The sequence below is a fragment of the Streptococcus viridans genome (genome assembly GCF_900636365.1).
Lineage (GTDB): Bacteria > Bacillota > Bacilli > Lactobacillales > Streptococcaceae > Streptococcus > Streptococcus viridans_A.
On record NZ_LR134266.1, the window covers coordinates 838,300 to 862,419 of the forward strand.

General features: G+C 43.7%; 23 protein-coding genes, 1 pseudogene and 1 other annotated feature. Of the genes and pseudogenes, 23 read left to right on the plus strand and 1 reads right to left on the minus strand.

The features are described from left to right. Positions 1-11: 11 nt before the first annotated feature. The 12 genes from EL081_RS04480 to proC all read left to right on the plus strand — a co-directional run bounded on the left by EL081_RS04480 (position 12) and on the right by proC (position 10,440). Positions 12-650 carry a helix-turn-helix transcriptional regulator gene (locus EL081_RS04480; RefSeq protein ID WP_123160191.1) on the plus strand — a complete coding sequence of 213 codons (639 nt, stop codon included), beginning with the start codon at positions 12-14 and terminating at the stop codon, positions 648-650. 2 nt (positions 651-652) lie between these two features. Then, positions 653-1,465: a pyruvate, water dikinase regulatory protein gene (locus EL081_RS04485; protein WP_126404129.1), complete on the plus strand. Its 813-nt coding sequence runs from the start codon at positions 653-655 to the stop codon at positions 1,463-1,465. Between the two features lie 53 nt (positions 1,466-1,518). Continuing rightward, a complete protein-coding gene (locus EL081_RS04490) occupies positions 1,519-3,429 on the plus strand; it encodes a fructose-1,6-bisphosphatase (protein WP_126404130.1) in 1,911 nt (636 codons plus the stop codon). A gap of 200 nt (positions 3,430-3,629) precedes the next feature. Continuing rightward, positions 3,630-3,716: a sequence feature (ribosomal protein L21 leader region), on the plus strand. 33 nt (positions 3,717-3,749) lie between these two features. After that, positions 3,750-4,064 (plus strand): 50S ribosomal protein L21, encoded by a 315-nt coding sequence (gene rplU / locus EL081_RS04495; protein WP_003007734.1) that lies wholly within the window; start codon positions 3,750-3,752, stop codon positions 4,062-4,064. Positions 4,065-4,079: 15 nt separating this feature from the next. Beyond that, entirely contained in the window at positions 4,080-4,424 is a 345-nt protein-coding gene (locus tag EL081_RS04500) for a ribosomal-processing cysteine protease Prp (protein ID WP_126404131.1), read from the plus strand. Between the two features lie 17 nt (positions 4,425-4,441). Then, positions 4,442-4,735: a 50S ribosomal protein L27 gene (gene rpmA / locus EL081_RS04505; RefSeq protein ID WP_003002805.1), complete on the plus strand. Its 294-nt coding sequence runs from the start codon at positions 4,442-4,444 to the stop codon at positions 4,733-4,735. Positions 4,736-4,859: 124 nt separating this feature from the next. Next, on the plus strand, positions 4,860-5,762 hold the full coding sequence (locus EL081_RS04510; RefSeq protein ID WP_006596491.1) for a LysR family transcriptional regulator: 903 nt from the start codon (positions 4,860-4,862) through the stop codon (positions 5,760-5,762). A gap of 3 nt (positions 5,763-5,765) precedes the next feature. Continuing rightward, positions 5,766-6,227 carry a signal peptidase II gene (gene lspA, locus EL081_RS04515; protein WP_126404132.1) on the plus strand — a complete coding sequence of 154 codons (462 nt, stop codon included), beginning with the start codon at positions 5,766-5,768 and terminating at the stop codon, positions 6,225-6,227. After that, positions 6,217-7,107: an RluA family pseudouridine synthase gene (locus EL081_RS04520; protein WP_126404133.1), complete on the plus strand. Its 891-nt coding sequence runs from the start codon at positions 6,217-6,219 to the stop codon at positions 7,105-7,107. The genes lspA and EL081_RS04520 overlap by 11 nt, the downstream gene beginning before the upstream one ends. A gap of 147 nt (positions 7,108-7,254) precedes the next feature. Continuing rightward, complete coding sequence (proB, locus tag EL081_RS04525; RefSeq protein ID WP_126404134.1) at positions 7,255-8,364, plus strand: glutamate 5-kinase; 1,110 nt, start codon at positions 7,255-7,257, stop codon at positions 8,362-8,364. Positions 8,365-8,376: 12 nt separating this feature from the next. Further along, the gene (locus EL081_RS04530) at positions 8,377-9,621 is read left to right on the plus strand and encodes a glutamate-5-semialdehyde dehydrogenase (protein ID WP_126404135.1); all 1,245 of its coding nucleotides are present in this window, start codon (positions 8,377-8,379) and stop codon (positions 9,619-9,621) included. Positions 9,622-9,624: 3 nt separating this feature from the next. Then, complete coding sequence (proC, locus tag EL081_RS04535; protein ID WP_126404136.1) at positions 9,625-10,440, plus strand: pyrroline-5-carboxylate reductase; 816 nt, start codon at positions 9,625-9,627, stop codon at positions 10,438-10,440. A 288-nt stretch (positions 10,441-10,728) separates the two neighbouring features. Here proC and EL081_RS04540 read toward each other — a convergent pair whose 3' ends face one another. Next, on the minus strand, positions 10,729-12,252 hold the full coding sequence (locus tag EL081_RS04540; protein ID WP_126404137.1) for an ATP-binding cassette domain-containing protein: 1,524 nt from the start codon (positions 12,250-12,252) through the stop codon (positions 10,729-10,731). A gap of 318 nt (positions 12,253-12,570) precedes the next feature. Here EL081_RS04540 and hemW point away from each other — a divergent pair, with 318 nt between their 5' ends. From hemW to EL081_RS04600, 11 genes and pseudogenes are all read left to right on the plus strand, one after another. Next, positions 12,571-13,701 (plus strand): radical SAM family heme chaperone HemW, encoded by a 1,131-nt coding sequence (hemW, locus tag EL081_RS04545; protein WP_048716760.1) that lies wholly within the window; start codon positions 12,571-12,573, stop codon positions 13,699-13,701. A gap of 3 nt (positions 13,702-13,704) precedes the next feature. Next, positions 13,705-14,463, plus strand: a complete 759-nt coding sequence (locus EL081_RS04550) for an acyl-ACP thioesterase domain-containing protein (protein WP_126404138.1) — start codon at positions 13,705-13,707, stop codon at positions 14,461-14,463. Continuing rightward, positions 14,445-15,149 carry a hypothetical protein gene (locus EL081_RS04555; protein WP_232011400.1) on the plus strand — a complete coding sequence of 235 codons (705 nt, stop codon included), beginning with the start codon at positions 14,445-14,447 and terminating at the stop codon, positions 15,147-15,149. Before EL081_RS04550 ends, EL081_RS04555 begins: the two co-directional genes overlap by 19 nt. Further along, positions 15,139-15,909 carry a TIGR01457 family HAD-type hydrolase gene (locus EL081_RS04560; protein WP_126404139.1) on the plus strand — a complete coding sequence of 257 codons (771 nt, stop codon included), beginning with the start codon at positions 15,139-15,141 and terminating at the stop codon, positions 15,907-15,909. Before EL081_RS04555 ends, EL081_RS04560 begins: the two co-directional genes overlap by 11 nt. Beyond that, a complete protein-coding gene (locus EL081_RS04565) occupies positions 15,902-16,531 on the plus strand; it encodes a TIGR01906 family membrane protein (RefSeq protein ID WP_126404140.1) in 630 nt (209 codons plus the stop codon). Before EL081_RS04560 ends, EL081_RS04565 begins: the two co-directional genes overlap by 8 nt. Positions 16,532-16,543: 12 nt before the next feature. Further along, positions 16,544-17,503, plus strand: coding sequence for a CPBP family intramembrane glutamic endopeptidase (locus EL081_RS04570; protein WP_126404141.1), 960 nt, complete (start codon positions 16,544-16,546; stop codon positions 17,501-17,503). 396 nt (positions 17,504-17,899) lie between these two features. Beyond that, a complete protein-coding gene (locus tag EL081_RS04580; protein WP_126405043.1) occupies positions 17,900-18,343 on the plus strand; it encodes a hypothetical protein in 444 nt (147 codons plus the stop codon). A gap of 603 nt (positions 18,344-18,946) precedes the next feature. Then, positions 18,947-20,779 carry an excinuclease ABC subunit UvrC gene (uvrC, locus tag EL081_RS04585; RefSeq protein ID WP_126404142.1) on the plus strand — a complete coding sequence of 611 codons (1,833 nt, stop codon included), beginning with the start codon at positions 18,947-18,949 and terminating at the stop codon, positions 20,777-20,779. Between the two features lie 140 nt (positions 20,780-20,919). After that, a complete protein-coding gene (locus tag EL081_RS04590; protein WP_126404143.1) occupies positions 20,920-21,393 on the plus strand; it encodes a hypothetical protein in 474 nt (157 codons plus the stop codon). 136 nt (positions 21,394-21,529) lie between these two features. Next, positions 21,530-22,377, plus strand: a pseudogene (locus EL081_RS04595) (metallophosphoesterase family protein). 11 nt (positions 22,378-22,388) lie between these two features. After that, positions 22,389-24,032, plus strand: coding sequence for a hypothetical protein (locus tag EL081_RS04600; RefSeq protein WP_126404144.1), 1,644 nt, complete (start codon positions 22,389-22,391; stop codon positions 24,030-24,032). Positions 24,033-24,120: the final 88 nt, after the last annotated feature.

Genomic DNA, 24,120 nt, shown 5'->3' on the forward strand with positions numbered 1-24,120 from the left:
GCTAGGAAATTTTGAAATTAAGTGAACGTCAAAAAAAAATAGTTGAAATTGTAAAATTGCATCAGCCCTTAAGCGGAGAGAAGATTTCTGAGTTATTGGATATTTCAAGAGCGACCCTTCGCCCGGATTTGTCCTTTCTGACCTTGGTTGGTATTTTGAAAGCTACACCAAAAATTGGTTATACCTACTCTGGATTAGATCTCGAAACGCTTTTCTTTTTTGATACTTTTCAAAAAGAAGTGGCAGAGATTATGACCTCTCCAGTTTTAGTCACCCATGATTCCTATATTCAGGATGCTATTATCACCCTATTTATGTATGATGCTGATGTCCTCTATGTTATCGATGAAGGTAAGCTCTTACTTGGAATTATGTCCCGTAAAGATTTATTGAGGGCATCTCTTAATTCGAGTATCCAGACGACCCCTGTAGCAGTTTGTATGACTCGAATGCCACATATCATTACCTGTACTAAAGATATGAACATCTTAGAAGCGGCTGCCCTACTGCAAGATCATGCCATCGATTCCTTACCAGTAGTCGATGAGGAGAATGACCGAAAAATTGTGGGAACGGTGACCAAATCAGCCTTGCTCGATTACATTATCCTACAAGCAAGAAATGCTGAACTGAAGAGTGAAGAGGAATAAATATGAAAAAAGAGATCATTGTATATAGTATTTCAGATTCTTTGGGTGGGACTTCCCAAAAATTATTGTCAGCAGTTACCGCACAATATCCAGATATCATTTTTAATAATAGTTATCGTTTTCCTTTTATCAATCAAGAAGAGGAACTCTTGGATATCTTATATGATGCCTTGAAGGATAATGCACTTGTCATCAGCACCCTGGTCAATAGTCAGTTAGCATCAGTAGCTAGAGAATTTAGCCAAAAAAATGGTTTGGCTTATTTGGATCTCATGCATCCATTTTTTGAAATTATCGAAGAAAAGACTGGTACCAGACCAATAGAAGTTCCAGGAACCTTGCACCGCTTGGACAGTGATTATTTTAAGAAAATATCAGCCATTGAATTTGCTGTGAAATATGATGACGGTAAGGCACCCCAGGGGTTTTTAGAAGCCGATTTGGTCCTGCTTGGTGTTTCCCGTACCTCAAAAACTCCCCTGAGTATTTACCTGGCCAATAAGGGCTACAAGGTTGCAAATCTACCTTTGATCCCAGAAGTTCCTTTACCTCAGGTCCTAGATAAGGTTGATTCTCGTCGCTTGATTGGGCTGATCTGTGAGCCTGAAAAATTAATGAAAGTTCGAAGCCATCGCTTAGATTCTTTAGGATTAACGCAAGAAACAAGTTATACGGATTTAGAAAAAATCTATCAAGAATTGGATTATTCCAAGAAGGTCTTTAAACAATTTGGTGCACAAGTCATTAATATGACGGATAAATCGATTGAAGAGACAGCTTTCTTAATTGAGGAGCAAGTAAAGAAGATGAACTGATATTTGAATCAGCGTAGATGAGGTTGTAAATAGAGAATTTTTGGAGAGTTGATATGGAGCAATATAAGCGTATTTTACTAGAGAAATTTGATTCTCGTCAAAAAGTCATTACTGAATTGACTAATCTTAAAGCTATTTTAAACCTACCAAAAGGGACAGAGCTCTATATTAGTGATATTCATGGAGAATTTGCAGCTTTTGATTATATTTTGAGGAGTTGTGCTGGAATTTTAAATGAGAAAATCAATGACTGTTTTGGAGCTTCCTTGACACAAGAGGAAAAGAATACACTGTCAGCTCTAGTATCTTATCCAGAACGGGTTTTGGAACAAGTGAATAAGGAGAAAGAGTGGTACAAATCAACGATTTCTCAGCTCTTAACTCTATTGAGTTTTGTAGCAGCTAAATACAGCCGTTCCAAACTTAGGAAGGCCTTGCCCCAGGAATATGCCTATATCATAGAAGAACTGATCTATAGTGATCTTACGCTAGCTGATAAACATTCCTATTTCCATACTATCTTAAGTTATGTTATTGAACTAAGAGAAGCGGATCCCTTTATCTTGGGAATTGCCAGCAGTATCCGTCGCTTATTGATTGATCACCTGCATGTGGTAGGAGATATTTTTGATAGGGGGGCTGCTAGTGCCCAGGTAATGGATGAGCTCCTTCATTTTCATTCTTTAGATATTCAATGGGGCAATCACGATATCATTTGGATGGGAGCTTTCTTTGGATCCAAGGCGTGTTTATTGAATGTATTGCGCATTGCAGCACGTTATGGTTACTTGTGGGATATTGAAAAAGCTTATGGCTTAAACATTCGATCCTTAACCTTATTTGCGGATAAAACCTATAAAGCCAATCCTAAGTTTAGACCCATCCTGGGGACAAGAGCGGAGGAATTTACAGCCGAAGAAATATTACAGCTGGAAAAGGTCCATCAAGCGCTAGCCATTCTTCAATTTAAGATAGAAACTCAATTGATGAAGAGACGCCCAGAATTTCAGATGGACAATCAAATCCTGCTGGATAACATTGATTATTGGAAGAATACAATTACTATTGACGGGAAGAGCTATTCCTTGCAAAATACTTGTTTCCAAACCATAGATCGGGCAAATCCTTCTGAATTAAGTGTAGAGGAAGATCAAATAGTGGATAGCATGCTGGCTTCCTTCCAAGGATCTCCCAAAATGGCTAAACATATGGAACTGTTAATGAAAAAAGGATCCATGTATAAGGTTTACAACCACCACCTGCTTTTTCATGGCTGTATTCCCTTGAAACCTTCTGGGGACTTTCAACCTCTAGTTCTTCATCAAGCTCATTATGCTGGGAAAGAATTACTAGACTTTTTCGAATATCATATTCGACTTGCAGCAAAAAACAAAGAAGTTGGGGACGACCTTTCAACGGATTTAGTGTGGTATTGCTGGCGAGGGCCATTATCTCCCCTCTTTGGGAAGAATAAGATGACGACCTTTGAACGGTATTTTATTGAGGAGGCAGAAACGCATAAAGAAGTAGAAAATGAGTATTTTAGCTATCGCAATTCAAAAAAGATTTGCCAATTCATTTTAGAAGAATTTGGTCTTGAAACCAATCTATCTCGTATTGTGAATGGGCATACACCTGTTAAAACAGGAAAAGGGGAATCTCCCATTCGAGGTGAAGGACTACTCTTTGTCATTGATGGGGGGCTTTGTGAAGCATATCAAAAGAAGACAGGTACAGCAGGCTACTCACTCCTTAACAATTCCTATGGTTTTCAACTTGTAACCCATCAGCCCTTCCAAGATATTCAAAAGGTTGTAGATTCTCCATTTGAGCAAACTTCCTTGAAGAAGGTGATTGAAGACCTGGAGGACCGGACCCTCATCCAATCAACCACCATTGGTCAAAACTTACTAGAACAACAGCAGTTACTGATCCAATTGCTCCATGAATTTTATGATGGTTGACATCATAAACCAAAGGAACAAACAAAAGAACAGAAAAGAATCCTAAATAGCTTTTTTATAAAGATAGCCAAGAGCCTTAAGTAGCCATTTAATTTTTTTAAACACTTAAAAGAATTTTTAAAAGAAAATCCGTTTTCAAGGAACAAAAATGCTTGTCTTTGTCTGATAGAAGTGATATACTTAGAGAGTTGACTATGCACATGCCTGTGCAACCGCTCGATCATCGTCGCTCATCCATTGAGCTTAAGTGGTTCGTCCCACGATGCTAGGCGAGTCTTCACAAAATACGGGGAAACCCAAAAATACATAGGAGGTGCATAATGAGCACATACGCAATCATTAAAACTGGCGGAAAACAAGTTAAAGTTGAAGTTGGTCAAGCAGTCTACGTTGAAAAATTGAACGTTGAAGCTGGTCAAGAAGTTACATTTAACGAAGTTGTTCTTGTTGGTGGTGAAAACACTGTTGTCGGAACTCCACTTGTTTCAGGAGCTACTGTTGTTGGAACTGTTGAAAAACAAGGAAAACAAAAGAAAGTTGTTACTTACAAGTACAAACCTAAAAAAGGTAGCCACCGTAAACAAGGTCACCGTCAACCTTACACTAAAGTTGTCATCAACGCAATCAACGCTTAATTTTTAGGAGAACACATGATACAAGCAGTCTTTGAACGAGCCGAAGATGGCGAGCTGAGGAGTGCAGAAATTACTGGTCACGCCGAAAGTGGCGAATACGGCTTAGATGTCGTGTGTGCATCGGTTTCTACGCTTGCCATTAACTTTGTCAACTCAGTTGAGAAATTTGCAGGCTATGAACCGGAACTAGAATTAAACGAAGATGAGGGTGGCTTCATGCGGGTGACAATCCCGACAGACATTCCACCTCATCAAAGAGAAATGACCCAACTATTCTTTGAATCATTTTTCTTAGGGATGGCAAACTTATCGGAGAACTCATCGGAGTTCGTCCAAACAAGAGTTATCACAGAAAACTAACATGGAGGAAAACAATTATGTTGAAATTGAATCTTGCTAACTTGCAACTTTTCGCCCACAAAAAAGGTGGAGGTTCTACATCAAACGGACGTGATTCACAAGCAAAACGTCTTGGAGCTAAAGCAGCTGATGGACAAACTGTAACAGGTGGATCTATCCTTTACCGTCAACGCGGTACTCACATCTACCCAGGTGTGAACGTTGGACGTGGTGGAGACGATACTTTGTTCGCTAAAGTTGAAGGCGTAGTACGCTTCGAACGCAAAGGTCGCGATAAGAAACAAGTTTCTGTTTACCCAATCGCTAAATAATTTGTATTCAAAAACTCTCTGATTGGTCAGAGAGTTTTTTTGTGCTCTTTCGATTGATGCCCCCATCTTTTTTCATCCTCTAGATTATGGTATAATGGAGTGATATTGTTAGAAGGAAGAAGACATGAATATTCAACAATTACGCTATGTTGTCGCGATTGCTAATAGTGGTACTTTTCGTGAAGCAGCTGAAAAAATGTACGTTAGTCAACCGAGTCTGTCCATCTCTGTGAGAGACTTGGAGAAGGAACTTGGCTTTAAAATTTTCCGTCGGACTAGTTCAGGGACTTTCTTGACCCGCCGCGGGATGGAATTTTATGAAAAGGCCCAAGAATTGGTCAAGGGCTTTGATGTTTTTCAAAACCAGTATGCTAATCCTGAGGAAGAAAAGAAGGAATTCTCGATCTCGAGCCAGCACTATGATTTCCTTCCTCCATTGATTACCCAATTCTCTGTCCTTTATCCGGAGAATAAAGACTTCCGGATATTTGAGTCGACGACAGTTCAAATCTTGGATGAAGTGGCTCAAGGGCATAGTGAATTAGGGATTATCTACCTCAATAAGCAAAATACCAAGGGAATCATGCAACGAGTGGATAAACTGGGCTTGGAAGTCGTTGATCTCATTCCTTTCCAGACCCATATTTATTTGCGCAAGGGTCATCCATTAGCCAAGAAAGAATTCTTAGTGATGGAGGACTTGGCACACCTACCGACCGTTCGCTTTACCCAGGAAAAGGATGAGTATCTCTACTATTCGGAGAACTTCGTCGATACTAGTAGCAGTTCCCAACTCTTCAATGTGACAGACCGAGCGACCTTGAATGGGATCTTAGAGCGGACCGATGCCTATGCGACTGGGTCTGGCTTCTTGGATAGCCAGTCGGTGAACGGTATTACCGTTATCCCCTTGATCGATGATCTGAATAATAAAATGGTCTATGTCAAGCGGGAAGAGGTGGATCTCTCACCTGTAGCTGAGAAGTTTGTCCAAGTCATGGAAGCCTACTTTGATGAGAAGAGGTAGGCAATGAAGAGAAAAGTAAGTATTTTTATCAGTATCCTCCTCTTAATCCTTATGGATCAAGCGGTGAAGGGGTATGTTGTTAAGGAGATCCCGCTAGGGGGTATGCGTCGCTTCATTCCCAAAGTAGTCAGTCTGACCTACCTAAAGAATTCTGGCGCAGCCTTCTCCATGTTAGAAAACCAACAGTGGTTCTTTGCCATCATTACCCTGATTGCGATGGGAGCAGCCTTTGTCTACCTTTATCGTCACATCAAAGGTTCACTCTGGCTTTTGTTGGGGTTGACGCTGATTATCTCAGGGGGAATCGGCAACTTTATTGACCGGGTTCGTCAGGGCTTTGTCGTCGATATGTTTCACTTGGATTTTATGAATTTTGCCATTTTTAATGTAGCAGATATTTATTTAACCGTCGGTGTGGGCTTGTTATTGATCTATATTTTAAGAGAGGAGAGCCATGGAAGTTAGAGTAGAAGTCGCTGGAGCGCGACTAGATAAGGCTGTCTCAGAGTTGACTGAACTCTCACGTGGCTTGGCCAACGAGCAGATCAAGGAAGGAAAGATCCTCGTCAACGGTCAAGTCAAAAAGGCCAAATATACCGTAAAAGAAGGGGATGTCATCAGCTATGAAGTCCCTCAAGTGGAAGAAGTGACCTACGAGGCGGAAGATATCCCCTTAGAGATTGTCTATCAGGATGCGGATGTCGCAGTGGTCAACAAGCCCCAGGGCATGGTGGTCCATCCTAGTGCCGGTCACACCAGTGGGACGCTGGTCAATGCCCTTATGTATCACATCAAGGACTTGTCAGGGATCAATGGGGAGCTTCGTCCGGGGATTGTCCATCGAATCGACAAGGACACCTCTGGCCTCCTTATGGTGGCCAAGAACGATGCGGCCCATGTAGCCTTAGCAGATGAGCTCAAGGCTAAGAAGTCCCTGCGTAAATATTGTGCCATTGTTCATGGCAATTTGCCTAACGATCGAGGTGTCATTGAGGCGCCGATTGGGCGGAGTGACAAGGACCGCAAGAAGCAGGCTGTGACAGCCAAAGGGAAACCAGCCCTGACCCGTTTCCATGTCTTGGAACGTTTTGGGGATTATAGCTTGGTCGAGCTGCAATTGGAGACCGGGCGAACCCACCAGATCCGGGTTCACATGGCCTATATTGGCCATCCGGTCGCTGGTGATGAAGTCTATGGACCTCGCAGGACTTTGAAAGGCCATGGGCAATTCCTCCATGCTAAGACACTGGGCTTTACCCATCCTCGGACGGGAGAGGTCATGGAATTTTCAGTGGAGGTTCCGGAGATTTTCCAAAAAACCTTGGAGCAGCTTCGTCAAGGATAAGCATTCAATCATAAAAACGAGTTTGACTCTTGAGGTTCAAACTCTTTTTTTTTGTGGGCAAATGAAGGTTCTCCCTGGTCCGCTCTTAGTATTTTTTAAGGCTTTCATGGTATAATGTTACAATCGAATACTCTGGAGAATGAATGGATGAAGAATAAGCGAATTGTGTTTAAAGTGGGGACCTCTTCCCTAACTAATCAAGATGGAAGCTTGTCTCGGAGCAAGGTCAAGGCCATCACCCAGCAACTAGCTCTCTTACATGAGCAAGAGCATGAATTGATTTTGGTCTCTTCGGGGGCGATTGCGGCTGGTTTTGGTGCGCTTGGCTTCAAAAAACGCCCGACCAAAATCGCAGACAAGCAGGCTTCTGCAGCAGTTGGCCAAGGTCTGCTGTTAGAAGAATATACCTCTAATCTACTGGTCCGCGACATCGTATCTGCCCAGGTCCTCTTGACCCAGGATGACTTTGTCGACCAACGTCGCTATAAAAATGCCCACCAGGCACTGTCTGTCCTCTTGCAAAGAGGGGCTATTCCGATTATCAATGAGAACGATACAGTTTCGATTGAAGAACTCAAGGTCGGAGACAACGATACCCTAAGTGCCCAAGTGGCGGCTATGGTCCAGGCGGATCTCTTGGTCTTACTGACAGATGTCGATGGTCTTTATACAGGACATCCTCAAAAAGATCCGACTGCCAAACGCTTGGATCGAATCGATTCAATCAGCAAGGAGATTATCGATATGGCCGGTGGAGCAGGCTCAAGTAATGGGACAGGTGGCATGCTGACAAAAATCAAAGCAGCCACCATTGCCACCGAGTCAGGAGTTCCTGTTTACATTTGCTCGTCCTTGAAGGAAGACGCTCTTCTAGAAGCAGCAGAGAAGACTCAGGATGGTAGCTATTTTACAGCTCAGGACAAGTTTTTGCGCAATCAGAAACAGTGGCTGGCCTTCTATGCCCCTAGCCAAGGGTCTGTATGGCTGGACCAAGGGGCGGTTAAGGCTGTCAAAGAAGAGGGCAAGAGTATCCTTGTGTCTGGTGTGGTAAAGGTTGAGGGAGCTTTCTCTTTCTTCGATATTATCACGGTTCATGATGGAGAGACTGGACAGGTCATTGGGAAAGGGCGTACCCGCTTAGGGGCTGCGGCCATTAAGGATTTGCTCCATGGTCAAAAGCCAAAGGGTATTGTCATTCACCGGGATGATTGGATTACCATCACACCTGAGGTAGAACTCTTATTTACAGAATTTTAAAGGAGGGATTAGATGGAGACGATTGACCAGATTCGCCTGGCTAAACAGGCCAAAAAAAGTATTAATACTGCAACAAGTGATGAGAAAAATAAAGCCTTAAGAGCGATGGCCGACGCCTTGGTTGACGCAACAGCTGATATTTTGGCTGCTAATCAATTGGATATGGAAGCAGCTCAGGGCCGGATTTCGGAGGTAATGCTGGATCGCCTGCTCTTGACAGAAGAGCGCATTCAAGCCATGGCCGATGGGATTCTCCAAGTGGCTGCCCTACCCGATCCAGTCGGAGAACTCTTGGAGGAGCGGACCCTGGAGAACGGTTTGGTCATTCAGAAGAAACGAGTGGCCATGGGGGTTATTGGGATTATCTATGAAAGTCGTCCAAACGTGACCTCTGATGCAGCAGCCTTGGCCCTGAAAAGCGGGAGTGCTGTTGTTCTGCGCAGTGGCAAGGATGCCTATCAGACAGCCCATGCCATCGTTAGCGCCTTAAAAACAGGTTTGCAAGCAACCACCATTGATCCCGCTGTCCTCCAGTTGGTCGAAGATACCAGTCGGGAGAGCAGTCTGGTCATGATGAAGGCCAAGGGGGATCTAGACCTTCTCATTCCACGTGGGGGAGCTGGCTTGATCCAGGCAGTTGTAGAGCAAGCAATTGTCCCTGTGATTGAGACAGGAACAGGTATTGTCCACGTCTATGTCGATCAAGTGGCAGATTTAGACAAGGCTCTCAATATCATCCAGAATGCCAAGACCAGCCGACCATCCGTCTGTAATGCCATGGAAGTTCTCTTGGTGCATGAAGCTATTGCTGGTGACTTTCTGCCACTAGTGAAGAAAGTCTTGGTAGAAGAGGCTCCGGCACCAGTGGAGATGCGCTTGGATGCTCAAGCCCAGCAAATCATTGCGGGGACACTAGCTTCTGTGACTGACTTTGATACGGAATTCTTGGATTATGTCATGGCTGTCAAGGTGGTCCCTTCTGTAGAAGAGGCGATTGCTCATATTGAAGCCCACAGTACCCACCATTCAGATGCCATTGTCTCTGAAGATCCAAGAGCCGTTGAAGTCTTCAGCAACCAGGTAGACTCGGCAGCCGTTTACGTTAATGCCTCGACCCGCTTCACAGATGGCGGAGAGTTTGGCCTAGGCTGTGAGATGGGGATCTCGACCCAGAAGTTGCATGCGCGTGGTCCCATGGGCTTGCGTGAGCTGACCAGCTATAAGTATCTGGTCACTGGAAACGGTCAAGTGAGGTAAGACATGAAAGTAGCATTTATCGGTCTTGGGAATATGGGAGCTAGTCTGGCCAAAGCGGTCGCAAAAGAAGTGGCTGCGAAAGATCTGCTCTTGATCAACCGTTCCCCTCAAAAGGTAGAAGAATTCATCAGCCAGTATGGGGGAACAGCGTCTGATCTTGATCAGGCCTTTAAAGAGGCGGAGGTCATCTTCCTAGGAGTCAAACCCTATCAAATCTGTCCTCTCCTAGAAGAGTACCAAACTGTCCTGTCTCAACGCTCCAATCTCTTGCTGGTGTCCATGGCTGCAGGCCTGGAGCTAGAAAAAATGGCTGATGTGATCCAGAATGACCAGGTGGGTCTCATCCGCATCATGCCCAATACGCCCGTAGCCATTGGTCAAGGGGTTATCAGTCTGGCTCGCTCCCAAGCAGTGACAGATCAGCAAGTAGCCCAAGTCAACCAGCTCTTAGCAGGAGCAGGGGCTCTCTACGAAATCGAGGAAACATTAATGGATCCTGCAACGGCTGTTGCAGGCTGTGGTCCAGCCTTTGTCTATCAGATGATTGAAGCCATGGCAGATGCAGGAGTAAGCTTAGGGCTTACTCGAGAGCAAGCCTTGCAAATGGTGGCCCAGACCTTCCAAGGCGCTAGTCAAATGGTCCTAGAGACAGGCGAGCATCCAGCCTGCTTGCGAGATGCAGTTTGTAGCCCTGGTGGGTCTACCATCGCAGGAGTCAATCGCTTAGAACAAGTCGGCTTACGGGGCGACATTATTGCAGGAGTGGAAGCAGCCTACAAACGCACCCAGGAAATGGGACAAGAGGCAGCGAAGAAATAGAAAAAAAGATTGGTTTTGGCCAATCTTTCAAATTGAAAATAAATTCCTCTTAGAAACTTTCCTTAGGTGAGATCGGACGTCAGCGAACTTCCTCGAAGTTCCATGACTAATTATTTAGCCTAAGGTCTCAATAATTCCAAGTACCTGAAACTATTACGTTTCATTCACTTTTCTCACGGCGGAAAAGTTTCAATAGAGGCTTGGATAATTCTTGATTTGTTAGATTTGTATAATAGAACATTTTTTCTTCGTTCTCTAAGATTGGTTTTTTAGCCAATCTTTTTTACGTTAGAGCGATTCTATTTCTACCAAACCATTTTCGGTCAGACGATAGATTTTTTGGCAGACTTCTTTGAGGAAGGTCCGGTCATGGGAGACTGTAACTAGTCCGCCTGGGTAGTCTACGAATAGGCGTCGAATTTCTGGTTGGGAAGTGGGGGAAAAATTGCGAGTAGGCTCGTCCAAGAGTAGAAACTGGGGGCTTGTGTGCACTAGTTGAAGGAGAAAGAGTTTGCCTTGCTGACCACCAGAAAGTTCAGAGATCGGATGATGCATTTCAGAATAGGTAAAATTGAGAGAGGCTAAATGCAATTGAATGGTATTGATTTCTTCTCGATCGCCTGAATGCTGTAGAAATTGAACGGGTGTCTGAGTCAAAGGGAGAAGTTCAGTGTAATCTTGAGGCATATAGGCAGTACGGATACTTTCATTCTTCTGTAGACTTTCCCATATCATTTTTAGGAAAGTGGATTTCCCCACACCGTTTGAACCGATAATTCCTATCTTGTCCTGCCCTTGAAGAGTAAGGGAGAGGTTCTTGACCAGGATCCGGTCACCAATTGCGAGCTCTTCCTGATCTAAGAGAAGGACTCGTTTTTGAGGAGACAAGGGAGTGAGGGGAGGGAAATGCAGATTGATGACTTCCTCATCATAGGGTTGGGAAGTCATGGATTGGAATTCTCGCTCATAGCGCTTTTCTTGTGAGAGGAGGGACTTCATTTTCTTTGCCAGGAGACGTCCAGCAGTGCTATCCTTAGTGTTTCGTAAGGATGTTTCAACTTGCTGACGGACGAGGCGATGCTTCTCCATTGTTTTTCGGTAGGTTCGTTGATCGTTGGCAGCTTGCTGGGACTGCTGCTTGAATTGTTGCTCCCTCTGGCTACTGTAGTCTTGATAGCCTAGGTGCTCTACAATGGTTTCAGCCTCCTTGCGGTGTTTGATCTGTCTTAGGTGGATGATCGTATCCGCCGTCTGAGTCAAAAAATCTTCATGATGGGAAATAAATAGGATGGTTTGGGGACTTGTTTGGATCATCTGCTGGAGCCAGTCCAGGGTTTCCAAATCCAGATCGTTTGAAGGTTCATCTAAAAATAGTAATTCATGAGGACGACAAAGTTCGTGAAGCAGTTGGACTTTGAGGGCTTCTCCTCCAGATAGACTTCCAATAACTTGGTCGCTCGCAAAGCGGTTGCTATCAAATTGCAATTGATCAGCCAGTCTGTATAGGGCTGCATAGTCTAACTCGTCTTCTCCAAAAAAATATTCTTCCAATGTTTTTCCCTTCAATGCTTCTGGCAAAGTCTGGGGAATATAGGCATAGGAATGAAAAGAAGTGGTGATTTCGCCTTCTATGGTCAGATAATCTGGTAGGGATTTTGGGGACATAAGGACTTGAAGTAAGGAAGATTTTCCATTTCCTTCTTCGCCAATAATGGCAACTTTTTCTCCTTCATGAATGGTTAGGGACAGATTGCGAACCAAATCACGTAAATCTTTTGTATGGCGGATGGTGAGGTGGGATAGTTTTAGCATAAGATTCCTTTCTATTGGGACAAAAAACAGCTCTACTTATTTAGTAGAGCTGTTTTCAAGTGGAACCCAAGCAGAAAAAGACCTAATATAGCCAACAAGAAGTTGGAGAATAGGCAAGAGGGTACACAAAAAGAGATAGAACAAGCAGTCCACTAAATAAAGTATCTTATTTAACGAAACTTAGTTGTTCATATCTCCTTACCTCCGAATGTGATTAGCTTTATTTTATTCCTTTCATTTCTTCTTGTCAAGGAAATCCTTGCTTTACCTTCTCTTTTCTACTCGGGCTTTGGTGCGAAATGTGGTATAATAAAGGTTATGCAAGCTAAACCGTCCTCTGCCTATGTGCATATTCCATTTTGTACCCAGATTTGTTATTATTGTGACTTTTCGAAGGTTTTTATCAAGAATCAGCCGGTCGATGCCTATCTGGAACACCTAATCCAGGAGACGCGGTCTTATGAGATTGGCAAACTCCGGACCCTTTACATCGGTGGTGGGACCCCGACAGCTCTATCTGCCCAGCAACTGGCCTATCTCTTGACAGAATTGCCCAAGGTCATGGACCTATCGGAGGTAGAGGAGTTTACCATCGAGGCCAATCCTGGAGATCTGGATCCAGATAAGATCGCAGTCCTCAAGGACTCTCAGGTCAATCGGGTCTCTCTGGGAGTCCAAACCTTTGATAATAAAATGCTGAAGAAGATTGGTCGGAGCCACCAGGAGCAGGATATCTATGACAATATCCGTCACCTCAAGCAGGCTGGCTTTAATAATATTTCGATCGACTTGATCTATGCTCTGCCCGGTCAGACCATGGACCAGGTCAAGGAAAATGTCGCTAAGGCGATCGATCTGGACATTCCCCACATGAGTCTTTATAGCTTGATTCTGGAGAACCACACGGTCTTTATGAATCGGATGAGACGAGGCAAGCTTCCTCTGCCCAAAGAAGAGCTGGAAGCAGAGATGTTCGAGTACATCATTGAGGAGTTGGAAAAAGCAGGCTTTGAGCATTATGAGATTTCCAATTTCTCCAAGCCTGGCTTTGAAAGTCGGCACAATCTGGTCTATTGGGATAATGCAGAATACTATGGCCTAGGAGCAGGAGCTTCTGGCTATGTCGATGGAATTCGCTACAAGAATCACGGGCCTATCCGGCATTATCTGGAGGCTGTTGAGGCAGGTAAGGCTCGGATCACAGAAGAGCACCTGACACTGGAAGAGAAGATGGAAGAGGAGTTGTTCCTCGGTCTACGGAAAAAGACAGGTGTGTCCAAGGCACGTTTTGAAGAAAAATTCGGTGTCTCCTTTGACCAACGCTATGGACAAGTGGTGGCCAGTCTGACGGAGCAGGGACTTCTGGTTCCAGATGACAAGCAAGTTCGGATGACTAAGAGAGGCTTGTTCCTTGGAGATACCGTAGCAGAGAAATTTATATTGGAGTAAACGATGGCTAAAATTTATCAGTATGACATGAAGGTTCCCTTTGATATGAGCGATGTGAATGGCTTCATCAAGATGCCACAGCTCATCCTCTTATCTTTGCAGGTCTCAGGCATGCAGTCCATGGAGCTGGGTGTCAGTGACAGGGACCTGCTCGAACAGCGCAATCTGGTGTGGATCATCACCGACTATGACATCACGGTTCACCGCCTACCGGTCTTTGATGAACAGATTACCATTGAGACCCAGGCCCTGGCCCACAATCGTCTCTTTTGCTACCGTTCCTTTGTCGTTAGAGACCAGAAGGGTCAAGCTATCGTCGAGATGGTGGCGACCTTTGTCTTGATGGATCGGGACAGTCGTAAGGTCCAATCCGTACCGGAAGAGATCACAGAGCCATATGACTCCCCATTTGAGAAGAAGATCCGCCGTGGTCCACGCTATCCAGAACTGAATGGGGCCATGGAGCAGGACTACCATGTGCGTTTCTATGATTTAGATATGAACGGCCATGTCAACAACAGCAAATACCTAGACTGGGTCTTTGAAGTAATGGGAGCAGAATTTCTAAGCCAGCATATCCCTAAACGGGTCCATCTCAAGTATGTCAAGGAGGTCTTGCCTGGGGGCATGATCACCTCTAGCGTCGAGCGAGAAGGAATGGTCAGCAATCATCTCATCTCATCGGAAGGCCAAATCCACGCACAAGCCCTCATCACTTGGGAAGAAATAGAAAAGGAAACATTATGGAAAAACGAAGATTAAAACAAAAAAAAGAAGACTTGATTGAGGTTCAACGGCGGGTTGTTGCCTATGCTCGTCGTAAGAAAAATCCCCTCTATGTATTGGGGGATGGTTTCTTAACCTTAGTTGCAGCCTTTTATATCTTTATTGAGGAAGCGATTCGTTTTGTACGCTATCGTTTAAGTTTTGTAGCCTTTCTTCGTTTTCTCAAGGAAGATGTCCGCTGGTATCGTGTCTGGATTCATTTGATTTTGGCCTTTATCCTGCCTGTTGTCGTCTTTTCTTTGAGTATAACCAGTCAATCAGGAAGCTTCTGGAGTAACTTCTTTGACAAGCTCTCCCAAGGTGTCCTCTTCAGTACGACTATCAGCCTCGCAGCGACCTTAATGACAGATTTCATTGAGACCATGAAGCCTATCCAGGCCGGGAAAGAAAGCAATGAGAAAAAAGAGAGCGGCGTCTATACTATTACCATTGATCAGGCTAAGATTGGTGGTTTAATGGTGACCATCGTCATCTTGATGATTTCCTCCTTCCTCTTTACTCAGGCTGGAAAAGCAAGTATCAATTTCTTCGGTCTGGTCCTTCAATTTGCCTTATATGGGGCTTGCTTACTTCTGTATGGAGCAGGAGGCCAGTTTCAAGGTCAGGAGAAAGTAGCAGAGGAAGCAAGTGAAAAAGGAGACCAAGAATCCCATGACTTATAAGGGTTATTTAATTGACTTAGACGGAACCATCTACAAGGGCAAGGAGCGGATCCCAGCTGGGGAAGCCTTTGTCCACCAATTGCAAGAGCGTCAGATCCCCTATCTCTTTGTGACCAACAATACTACCCGGACGCCGGAAATGGTCCAAGAGATGCTAGCAGGCCAGTTCAATATCGAAACGCCACTGGATAGCATCTATACAGCGACACTAGCAACCATTGATTATATGGTGGACATGAATCTTGGGAAAACTGCCTATGTCATTGGAGATGTGGGTTTGAAACAGGCCATTGCTGAGGCAGGCTTTGTCGAAGATACGGTAAATCCAGCCTATGTCGTGGTGGGTCTCGACTGGGAAGTAGACTATGAGAAATTCTCCATTGCGACCTTGGCTATTCAAAAGGGAGCCCATTTCATCGGGACAAATCCAGACCTCAATATCCCGACAGAGCGGGGAATGATGCCAGGGGCTGGTGCTCTAAATGCCCTGATTGAAGCGGCGACGCGCGTGAAGCCAACCTTTATCGGGAAGCCCAATGCCATCATCATGGATAAGGCAATCGCTCACCTGGGACTAGAGCGCGAAGAAGTGGTCATGGTGGGTGACAATTACCTGACCGACATCCGAGCAGGGATTGACAATGGCATCCCTACTTTGCTGGTGACCACTGGCTTTACCAAGCCAGAAGAAGTGCCAGACCTACCCTTGCCACCAACGCACGTCCTATCGAGCTTAGCGGAGTGGGATTTCGATGCGTGATCGGTTGAAAGTAACGGGCTTTGTCCTCTGGCTCTTAGCAACGGTGATTTTGGGGACCATTCTACTAGCCTGGTTGATCTATCCCATGGAGATTAGCTGGTTACGAATTCAGAATCGGACCGGTTTGGCTCCTGCAGTCATCCAGAAGAATTTTCAGATCCTTATGCAGTATTTGACCAGTCCTTTTACCTGGAAGCTGGACATGCCGGATTTTCCATCTTCTCCGGATGGTCTCCATCATTTCCAAGCAGTCAAATACCTCTTTCACCTGACCCAAGCCCTGTTCCTTGTCTTGTTGCCAGTAGCTATACGATTTATTCGAACAGTGATGCGTAAGGGCTACGCAGGCCTCTATCGCCCTTTATTTGGTGGGATGGTTCTCTTGCCTATCGTTATAGGAGGAGTGACCCTCTTTATTGGTTTTGATCAATTCTTTACCCTCTTTCACCAAGTCCTCTTTGTCGGAGATGCTACCTGGCTCTTTGATCCTTATCGGGATCCGATTATTCTAGCTTTACCGGAGGACTATTTCCTACATGCCTTTCTGATTTTCTTTGTATTGTATGAAGGGGCTTTTGGATGGTGCTACGGGTGGAGTCGGAAAAGAAAAACAGTAGATTAGTGGAGTGAATGGATGAAACAGTTCAATCGATTTATAGATCCCAAAAAGGATTTGGGAAGCTTTTCAGGGATGGTTTGCCTCTATCTCTTGGTCATGGTCTTTGTCAGCATCATTTCGACCTTTGCCATTACCCTCTTTATGTTTGGACGGTATGGATTGGAGATGGCAGAGAAGCAGGAGGAAGTCGCTTCAATCATCAATGGAAATGGGATTAGCTACCTGATATCTGTCAGTATAGGTGTCCTCCTATTTGCCCTCTATCGGCAAGGATCACTCTTTAAAGGAGATGTGAGACAAAAGGGACGTAAGATGACCTGGCAGACTTTCTTGGTATTCATTGCCTTCTTGGGGTTTGCCCAATTGGCTTCTAGTGCCTTATCACAGCTCTTAGACCACATGATGGAAACCCTGGGCTTTTTCAAGCCCCAAGAGGACATGTCTGAGCAACTCAGCCAATCTTGGAGCCTCTTGCTCTATGCGACCCTGATCGGTCCCATCACTGAGGAATTGGTATTCCGGGCGGCTGGCTTGAGAGCCTTAGAAAAGTATGGAAAAGTCTTTGCGATTGTCATGACAGCCTTGGCTTTTGGAATGTTCCATGCCAATTTTGATCAGTTGTTCTTTGCGACGATTATCGGCTTTGGTTTTGGCTACTTGACCTTCGAGTATTCGATCTGGTGGGCTATTTTCTACCATATCTTTAACAACCTGGTCCTCTCTCAAGGGCTTCATTACCTCGGCACGCATGTGAGTATGAATGTAGCCGAGTGGGTTCAAATTCTCGTCTTTTTAGGTGGAACTATCGCCTTTACCATCGTCTTGATTTTAAAAAGAAAAGCTATTTTTTACTACATTCAAGAAAACCGACCAGCACCAGGCGTCTTCCAAAGAAGCATGTATTCCTTCTGGTTCTGGGTCTTGGTCCTTGGGACAACTCTTATGTCCTTACTTCCTTACCTAAGAGGCTATTAATATCAAGAGGCTGGGACAAAAGTCCTAGCCTCTCAATTTTTTTTGGATTGTCGAGCAATACGCAGTGGTTGAGTGGGCTCTACTACGCTGGTTTTATCAGCTTTTACAGCCCTACTCAACTGTGCTGAGGTGGGACGACGAAATCGAATTCTAACGAATTACCGATTTCTGTCCCACTCTCTTTTTTGCTATAATAGAGGTAGTAATAATAATACAGAATCTCTGTTACTATAATACAAGGGCAGCTTACTTGAGGATAAATTGATGGAATGGAATGCGAACTTACTAGATTTTTTACAAAAGTTGACGTACAATTAAAGCGACTATATCAGTGATAGAAATGATTTTATTTTTGAACAATGGCACAATGTGAGATGAAAGATAAGGGTGAAGGATATAATGAATTTTGAAGATAAATTTATGGAAATCCAGGTTGATATGGTTTCGTTAGCAATGGAATATGTCCAAAATCAAGCAGATAAAATATTTATTTATTGCGTTGCTGATGGTTTTTATAGATTTGATGTATTTTTTAAAACTAATAATCATTATCTAGATAGAGATGAGATTTCGGATCACCTACCTAATAGAATAGATAGTTCGGATGAAATTCAGTTTAGTCTATTAAGAATTGGTGCACAAAATATAGAAAGAATGGTCAAGCTGTGCCAAGAATACAATCGCGAACATCCAACTGAAATGTGGTTGATTTATGATGCTCAGAAAAACAGTCTTGATAGTCGCTATAGCTATGAAGGGCGTTATGACAAGGATGAGGAATTGATTCCACGTCTAGAATTTGAAAAATGGTTTGAGGAAGTAAAAAACAAGCAACTGTAGGAGAAGAAGATATGACCCAACAAGATCAAGTAATGATCTATCCCTTGCCAACTGATTAATGAAGTTATAAATATTGATGCTATCTTTGATATAATACCGCCATTAAAAATGATGATATAGAGCAGTGAACGAAAAAAAATCGTAATGATATTTTTGAGCTTTCCATTACGTTTTATGCTACAATGAAAGCAAAAATAGTTCGTTTAGGTTAGAAAGGAGAAGTATAAATGCGTGGCTATAAAATTAAACTATTATTATTTTGTCTCTCTCTTCTAATCCTGACCTCAATAGCTTATTTTAGCAATAAATTAACATGTCCCCTTTTTTTAAAGCTTATATTTTACTCAATAATCATTGCCTATTGTTTCAATATAGCTTTGAGTTTTTATAGTAAGAGGTAGAGCTAGTTATCCACCTCTACTTTATTTTGACAATATTAAAGTGAACGTAATATAATAAGGTTTTATAAGAAAAATGAAGAATACAAGTTCAATTTGGATCGGTCATTTTTTAGATGTTATTTTTGTTAAAAATCAACCAATTTAATAGATTATAGAGAGGTTGGCTAAGTGCTAGACCTCCCTTTTTGCTATAATAGAGAGTATGAACAACTTGATTAAATCCAAGCTCGAGCTTCTACCGACGAGTCCGGGCTGTTACATTCACAAAGATAAGAACGGTACCATCATCTATGTGGGGAAGGCCAAGAATCTTCGCAATCGGGTGCGGTCCTATTTCAGAGGGAGCCACGATACCAAGACCGAAGCCCTGGTATCTGAGATTGTAGATTTTGAGTTTATTGTCACTGAGTCCAATATTGAGGCCTTACTTCTTGAGATCAACCTCATCAAGGAGAACAAGCCCAAGTACAATATCATGCTCAAGGACGATAAGTCCTATCCCTTCATCAAGATTACCAATGAGCGCTACCCCCGTCTCATCATCACGCGCCAGGTCAAAAAGGATGGCGGTCTCTATTTCGGTCCCTATCCGGATGTGGGAGCTGCCAATGAGATCAAACGGCTTTTGGATCGGATTTTTCCTTTCCGCAAGTGTACTAATCCGCCTTCCAAGGTCTGTTTTTACTACCATTTAGGGCAATGCATGGCTCACACAGTCTGCCACAAGGACGAGGCCTATTTCAAGGGCATGGCTCAGGAGGTTTCTGATTTCCTCAAGGGGCAGGATGACAAGATTATCGATGAGCTCAAGATCAAGATGACTACCGCTTCGCAAAACATGGAATTCGAACGGGCGGCCGAATATCGGGATCTGATCCAGGCCATCGGTACCCTGCGGACAAAACAGCGGGTCATGGCCAAGGATTTGCAGAATCGGGATGTCTTTGGCTACTACGTGGACAAGGGCTGGATGTGTGTACAGGTCTTCTTTGTCCGTCAGGGCAAGCTGATCGAGCGCGATGTCAACCTCTTCCCATACTACAACGATCCGGACGAGGATTTCTTGACCTATGTGGGGCAGTTTTACCAGGAGAAATCTCACCTGATCCCCAATGAAATCCTGATTCCCCAAGATATCGATGAGGAAGCGGTCAAGGTCCTAGTGGATACCAAGGTCCTCAAGCCCCAGCGTGGGGAGAAGAAGCAGTTGGTCAATCTGGCCATCAAGAATGCGCGTGTCAGTCTGGAGCAGAAGTTCAATCTCCTTGAAAAATCGATGGAGAAGACCCAAGGTGCTATTGAAAACCTAGGAAAACTCCTGCAAATTCCAATCCCTGTGCGCATTGAGTCTTTTGACAACTCCAACATCATGGGGACCAGTCCGGTCTCTGCCATGGTGGTCTTTGTCAATGGGAAGCCAAGCAAAAAGGACTACCGCAAGTACAAGATCAAGACCGTCGTTGGGCCAGATGACTATGCCAGCATGCGGGAGGTCATTCGCAGACGCTACAGCCGGGTTATGCGGGATGGTCTGACGCCACCAGACCTAATCGTTATCGATGGGGGTCAGGGCCAGGTTAATATCGCTAAGCAAGTCATCCAAGACGAGTTAGGGCTGGATATTCCTATTGCGGGCCTACAAAAGAATGACAAGCACCAAACCCATGAATTGCTCTTCGGTGACCCTCTCCAAGTCATCGAACTCTCTCGAACCTCGCAGGAATTTTTCCTCCTGCAACGAATCCAGGATGAAGTCCACCGTTTCGCCATCACCTTCCACCGCCAGCTCCGGTCCAAGAATTCCTTCTCCTCTCAGCTGGATGGCATCGAAGGTTTGGGACCAAAACGCAAGCAGTTGCTGATGAAGCACTTCAAGTCACTGACCAAGATCAAAGAAGCTACTGTGGATGAGATCGTCACAGTCGGTATCCCACGAGCAGTCGCGGAGGCAGTGCAAGCCAAGCTCCATCAAGGAAAGCAGAAAGAAGCAAGCCCCTTGATGGAAGTGGCGGAGCCGGTAAAAGACTTACAGTAAAGGGTTTGTTTTTTGGGAAAAATGAGGAATCAGGTATAGAGCAGATGAAACAGATTCTAGCTAATCGCCTTATTTTGAGAGCTGAGCATATCATATTTTATAAAGTTATTGTATCAATTAAATATAAGCAGGATGAGTAGATGAAATTAGATATTAGAGTTGAACAAGCTTTGCAAGCGATAAATTTTGTTGAACGATACGAGCAACTTTCCAACTATTACAGTAAAGATAGGACACCAGAGGGTCAAGAGCTTGATTATTTTGACGGTGATTTTTTAATGGAAATCGTAGAATCATTGGGCTATGATGTTCAGTATGATAAGCGAGAACGATTTTTCCATATTAACTTGCAACAAGTTGAGAATTTTCGTTTTGGTTTTCATTTTGCTTTTGAGTTTGGCCGATTAGAATTGATTTGGGTCATATATGAAGGAGATAAAGTACTTCTAGGTTCTCCTTGGACCATATATGCTAGGCTAATGATTTCACGAAACTATATTATAAAACAGCCAGTTATTTCTGATTATATTGATTTTCGAGATGTCATGAAAATCGCTTTTGAAATGTATGACGATTTTAAGCAAGAATTTTTAAAGATTGCTAAAAATCAATAATTTAAAAATCTCAATTGGCCATGAGGCTCGTTCGTTACCAAAATGTGATAACCAAGTATTATCACATTTTTTATTTTTATACTCGTTTTTGTTATACTTAAGGCAAACAGATTTTTCAATCCCAAAAGGAGTAGTTATGAACCATCGAATTGCCATTTTATCTGATATTCACGGGGATACGACAGCCCTGGAGGCAGTGATTGCGGATGCGCGTGCTCTAGGCGTGAAGGAATACTGGCTTTTAGGGGACATTTTGTTACCGGGGCTGGAAGAGAGGACCTTTTTGAGTTGCTGGATGCGATTCCCATTACAGTAGCTGTTCGAGGAAATTGGGACGATTGTGTTCTAGAGGCCTTGGATGGCGAGTACGGACTTGAGGATCCGCAGGAGATCCAGCTTCTTCGTCTCACTCAGTACCTCATGGAAGGACTAGATCCTAAGCGGATCGATTGGCTTCGTTCGCTTCCATTGGTAGAGAAGAAGGAGGTCAATGGTATTCGTTTTTCACTGACCCACAATTTGCCAGAAAAGAATTACGGTGGAGACTTGCGTCCAGCAAATGTGACGGAGAACTTTGACCAATTGCTGGATGACCAGACGGATATGGCGATCTACGGTCATGTCCACAAGCAGTTGCTTCGCTACGGCAGCCAGGGCCAACAGATCCTCAATCCGGGGACTATTGGCATGCCTTATTTTGACTGGGAACCAATTCAAAACCACAGAGCTCAGTATGCTCTGATCGATGTCGAAGAAGATGGGGTGACCAACCTGCAATTCCGGAAGGTAGCCTATGACTATGAATCAGAGCTCCAAGATGCCAAGAACAAGGGCCTTCCATTTATTGAGATGTACGAAGAATTGAGACGCGAGGATAACTATCGGGGTCATAACATCGAGCTTCTAACTTCTTTGATTGAACAACACGACTATCTAAAGGAGGCTAATGCTTTCCTTGAGTCTATAAAAACGCATAAGGGGTAAGTAATAAAGAAATGGGATTAACTGTTGATCAGCATAGAGAGCTTGTGGTAAATGATATCCGACAAGCCCTTCAACATGTTTTTGGTGAGCATTTCGAAATTGTAGACATAGAAACGACAGCCCGGAGTGCTTATGGTCCGACTTTTATTCTTGAGATTCATCTTGAAGAATATAAGACAACAATAAATATGTTGGTTGAAGGTAACGATGTATCACTCCTTTGGGGGCCTGAAAGATTCGGAATGGAGTTTTTGTATGATCGAGATCGTTTTAGGGATAGCTTTGGAAAGATCAAAGCTTATCTGGATCAACCTGGCCTTATGTTTTCTGAAACACTGACTCCTGATAATCTCTTAAAAAAGCGTTTCCTCCTTAAAAGAATGATAGAATCGACCTTTGAGGGAATAGCAATAATAGACTTCTGGAGAAGACCCTTCGAAAAGAATGAACCCTTTAGGGTTGTCTTTACTTGTCTGTTGCCTCATTATCCAGCTTTTTTTAGCCTTGAGATAGCGAGTCAGCAGTTTGTCCTAGAAGAGATAGATCCAACAGTGTCTGCTGTAGAGGACCAAGCATTCCCACTTCATCAGCCCATTGATCTAACTGTATCCAATATGACTTCTTTCTTGGAATGGTTTAAAGATAGTCTAGAAGGGAATCTAGAAAAGAATACTTCCACCGATACGCTTTCTGGTTTAACTCTCCCCCTTGATCCTGCTACAGTTGAAGAGAATATTTCTCAAGTACAAGAGATAATCCGATCGACATTTACAAAGGATGTTTCCTTTATGGAAGCGAACAAATTGGTTAAGTCTAAGACATTTTATGGAGTTGATTTTTCGGTTGCATCTGATTTTTATGGAGCTATATTTTCAATAAGCTTGATTGGGCGATACTTTTGTCTTAAAGTGGTGGAGCCGGATAAACCAGATAAGAAAGACAATTGGATGATCAATGGCTTTCCTTATCTGCTGACGGAGGAAAACCTTAGCAAACTCATCAGGGAAGCGGAGGCCTATTTTGCTAGACAGCTAGAACCAGTTGAAACTCCAGCTGAGTCAACTGAAAGCAATAGTAAAGCAAAACCAAGCATCCAAGCTCTGGTAGAAGTAGACCAAGCTAAGGACAAAGAAGAATTGCTCAAAAAAGAGTATTTAGGATTAAGAAAACTCTGGAAAGTCCAGATCCTGATTTTCTGTCTGTTAATGATTGCCGTATTCGCCCTAGAAGTGTATATGGGGGGAGCTGGTTATAAGGCCTTTAAGATGAAAATTAAGTATAGTTGGATTTCTGTCCATAGTTTTTCATTTATCTTTCTGACCTTGTATGCATTGTTGACCCTCTTCCCGACTCAAAAGCGTATCTATGAGCTCTTACCTCAATCCCCTAGTTGGAAATCTCATTCGACCAAGGGAGTTCGTCTGCCTAAGAAGGAAACTGGCTGGACCTGTTTAGTGATCCTGATCATGTTTCTTCTAGGGACGCTTGATTTCCTCAGTCGCAAGCCGGAACCAAAGGTTGAAAATCCGTTGAACTACCAAGAGATCAACAAGCTCTATGAGGAAGAAAGAAAGTCTCACTACGACGATATCTTCAACAAAATCCAGGATTCTAGTGGTCAGATCTTTGAAAAAGAAGGTCCTGCATCGGAATGATCTGATCTCGTAGAAGGGCCAGTAGCCTAGTTGAAAAGGAAACCGGCTCTTTAATGAAAAAACTCTGCAAGCTCTTTCATTTTGTGTT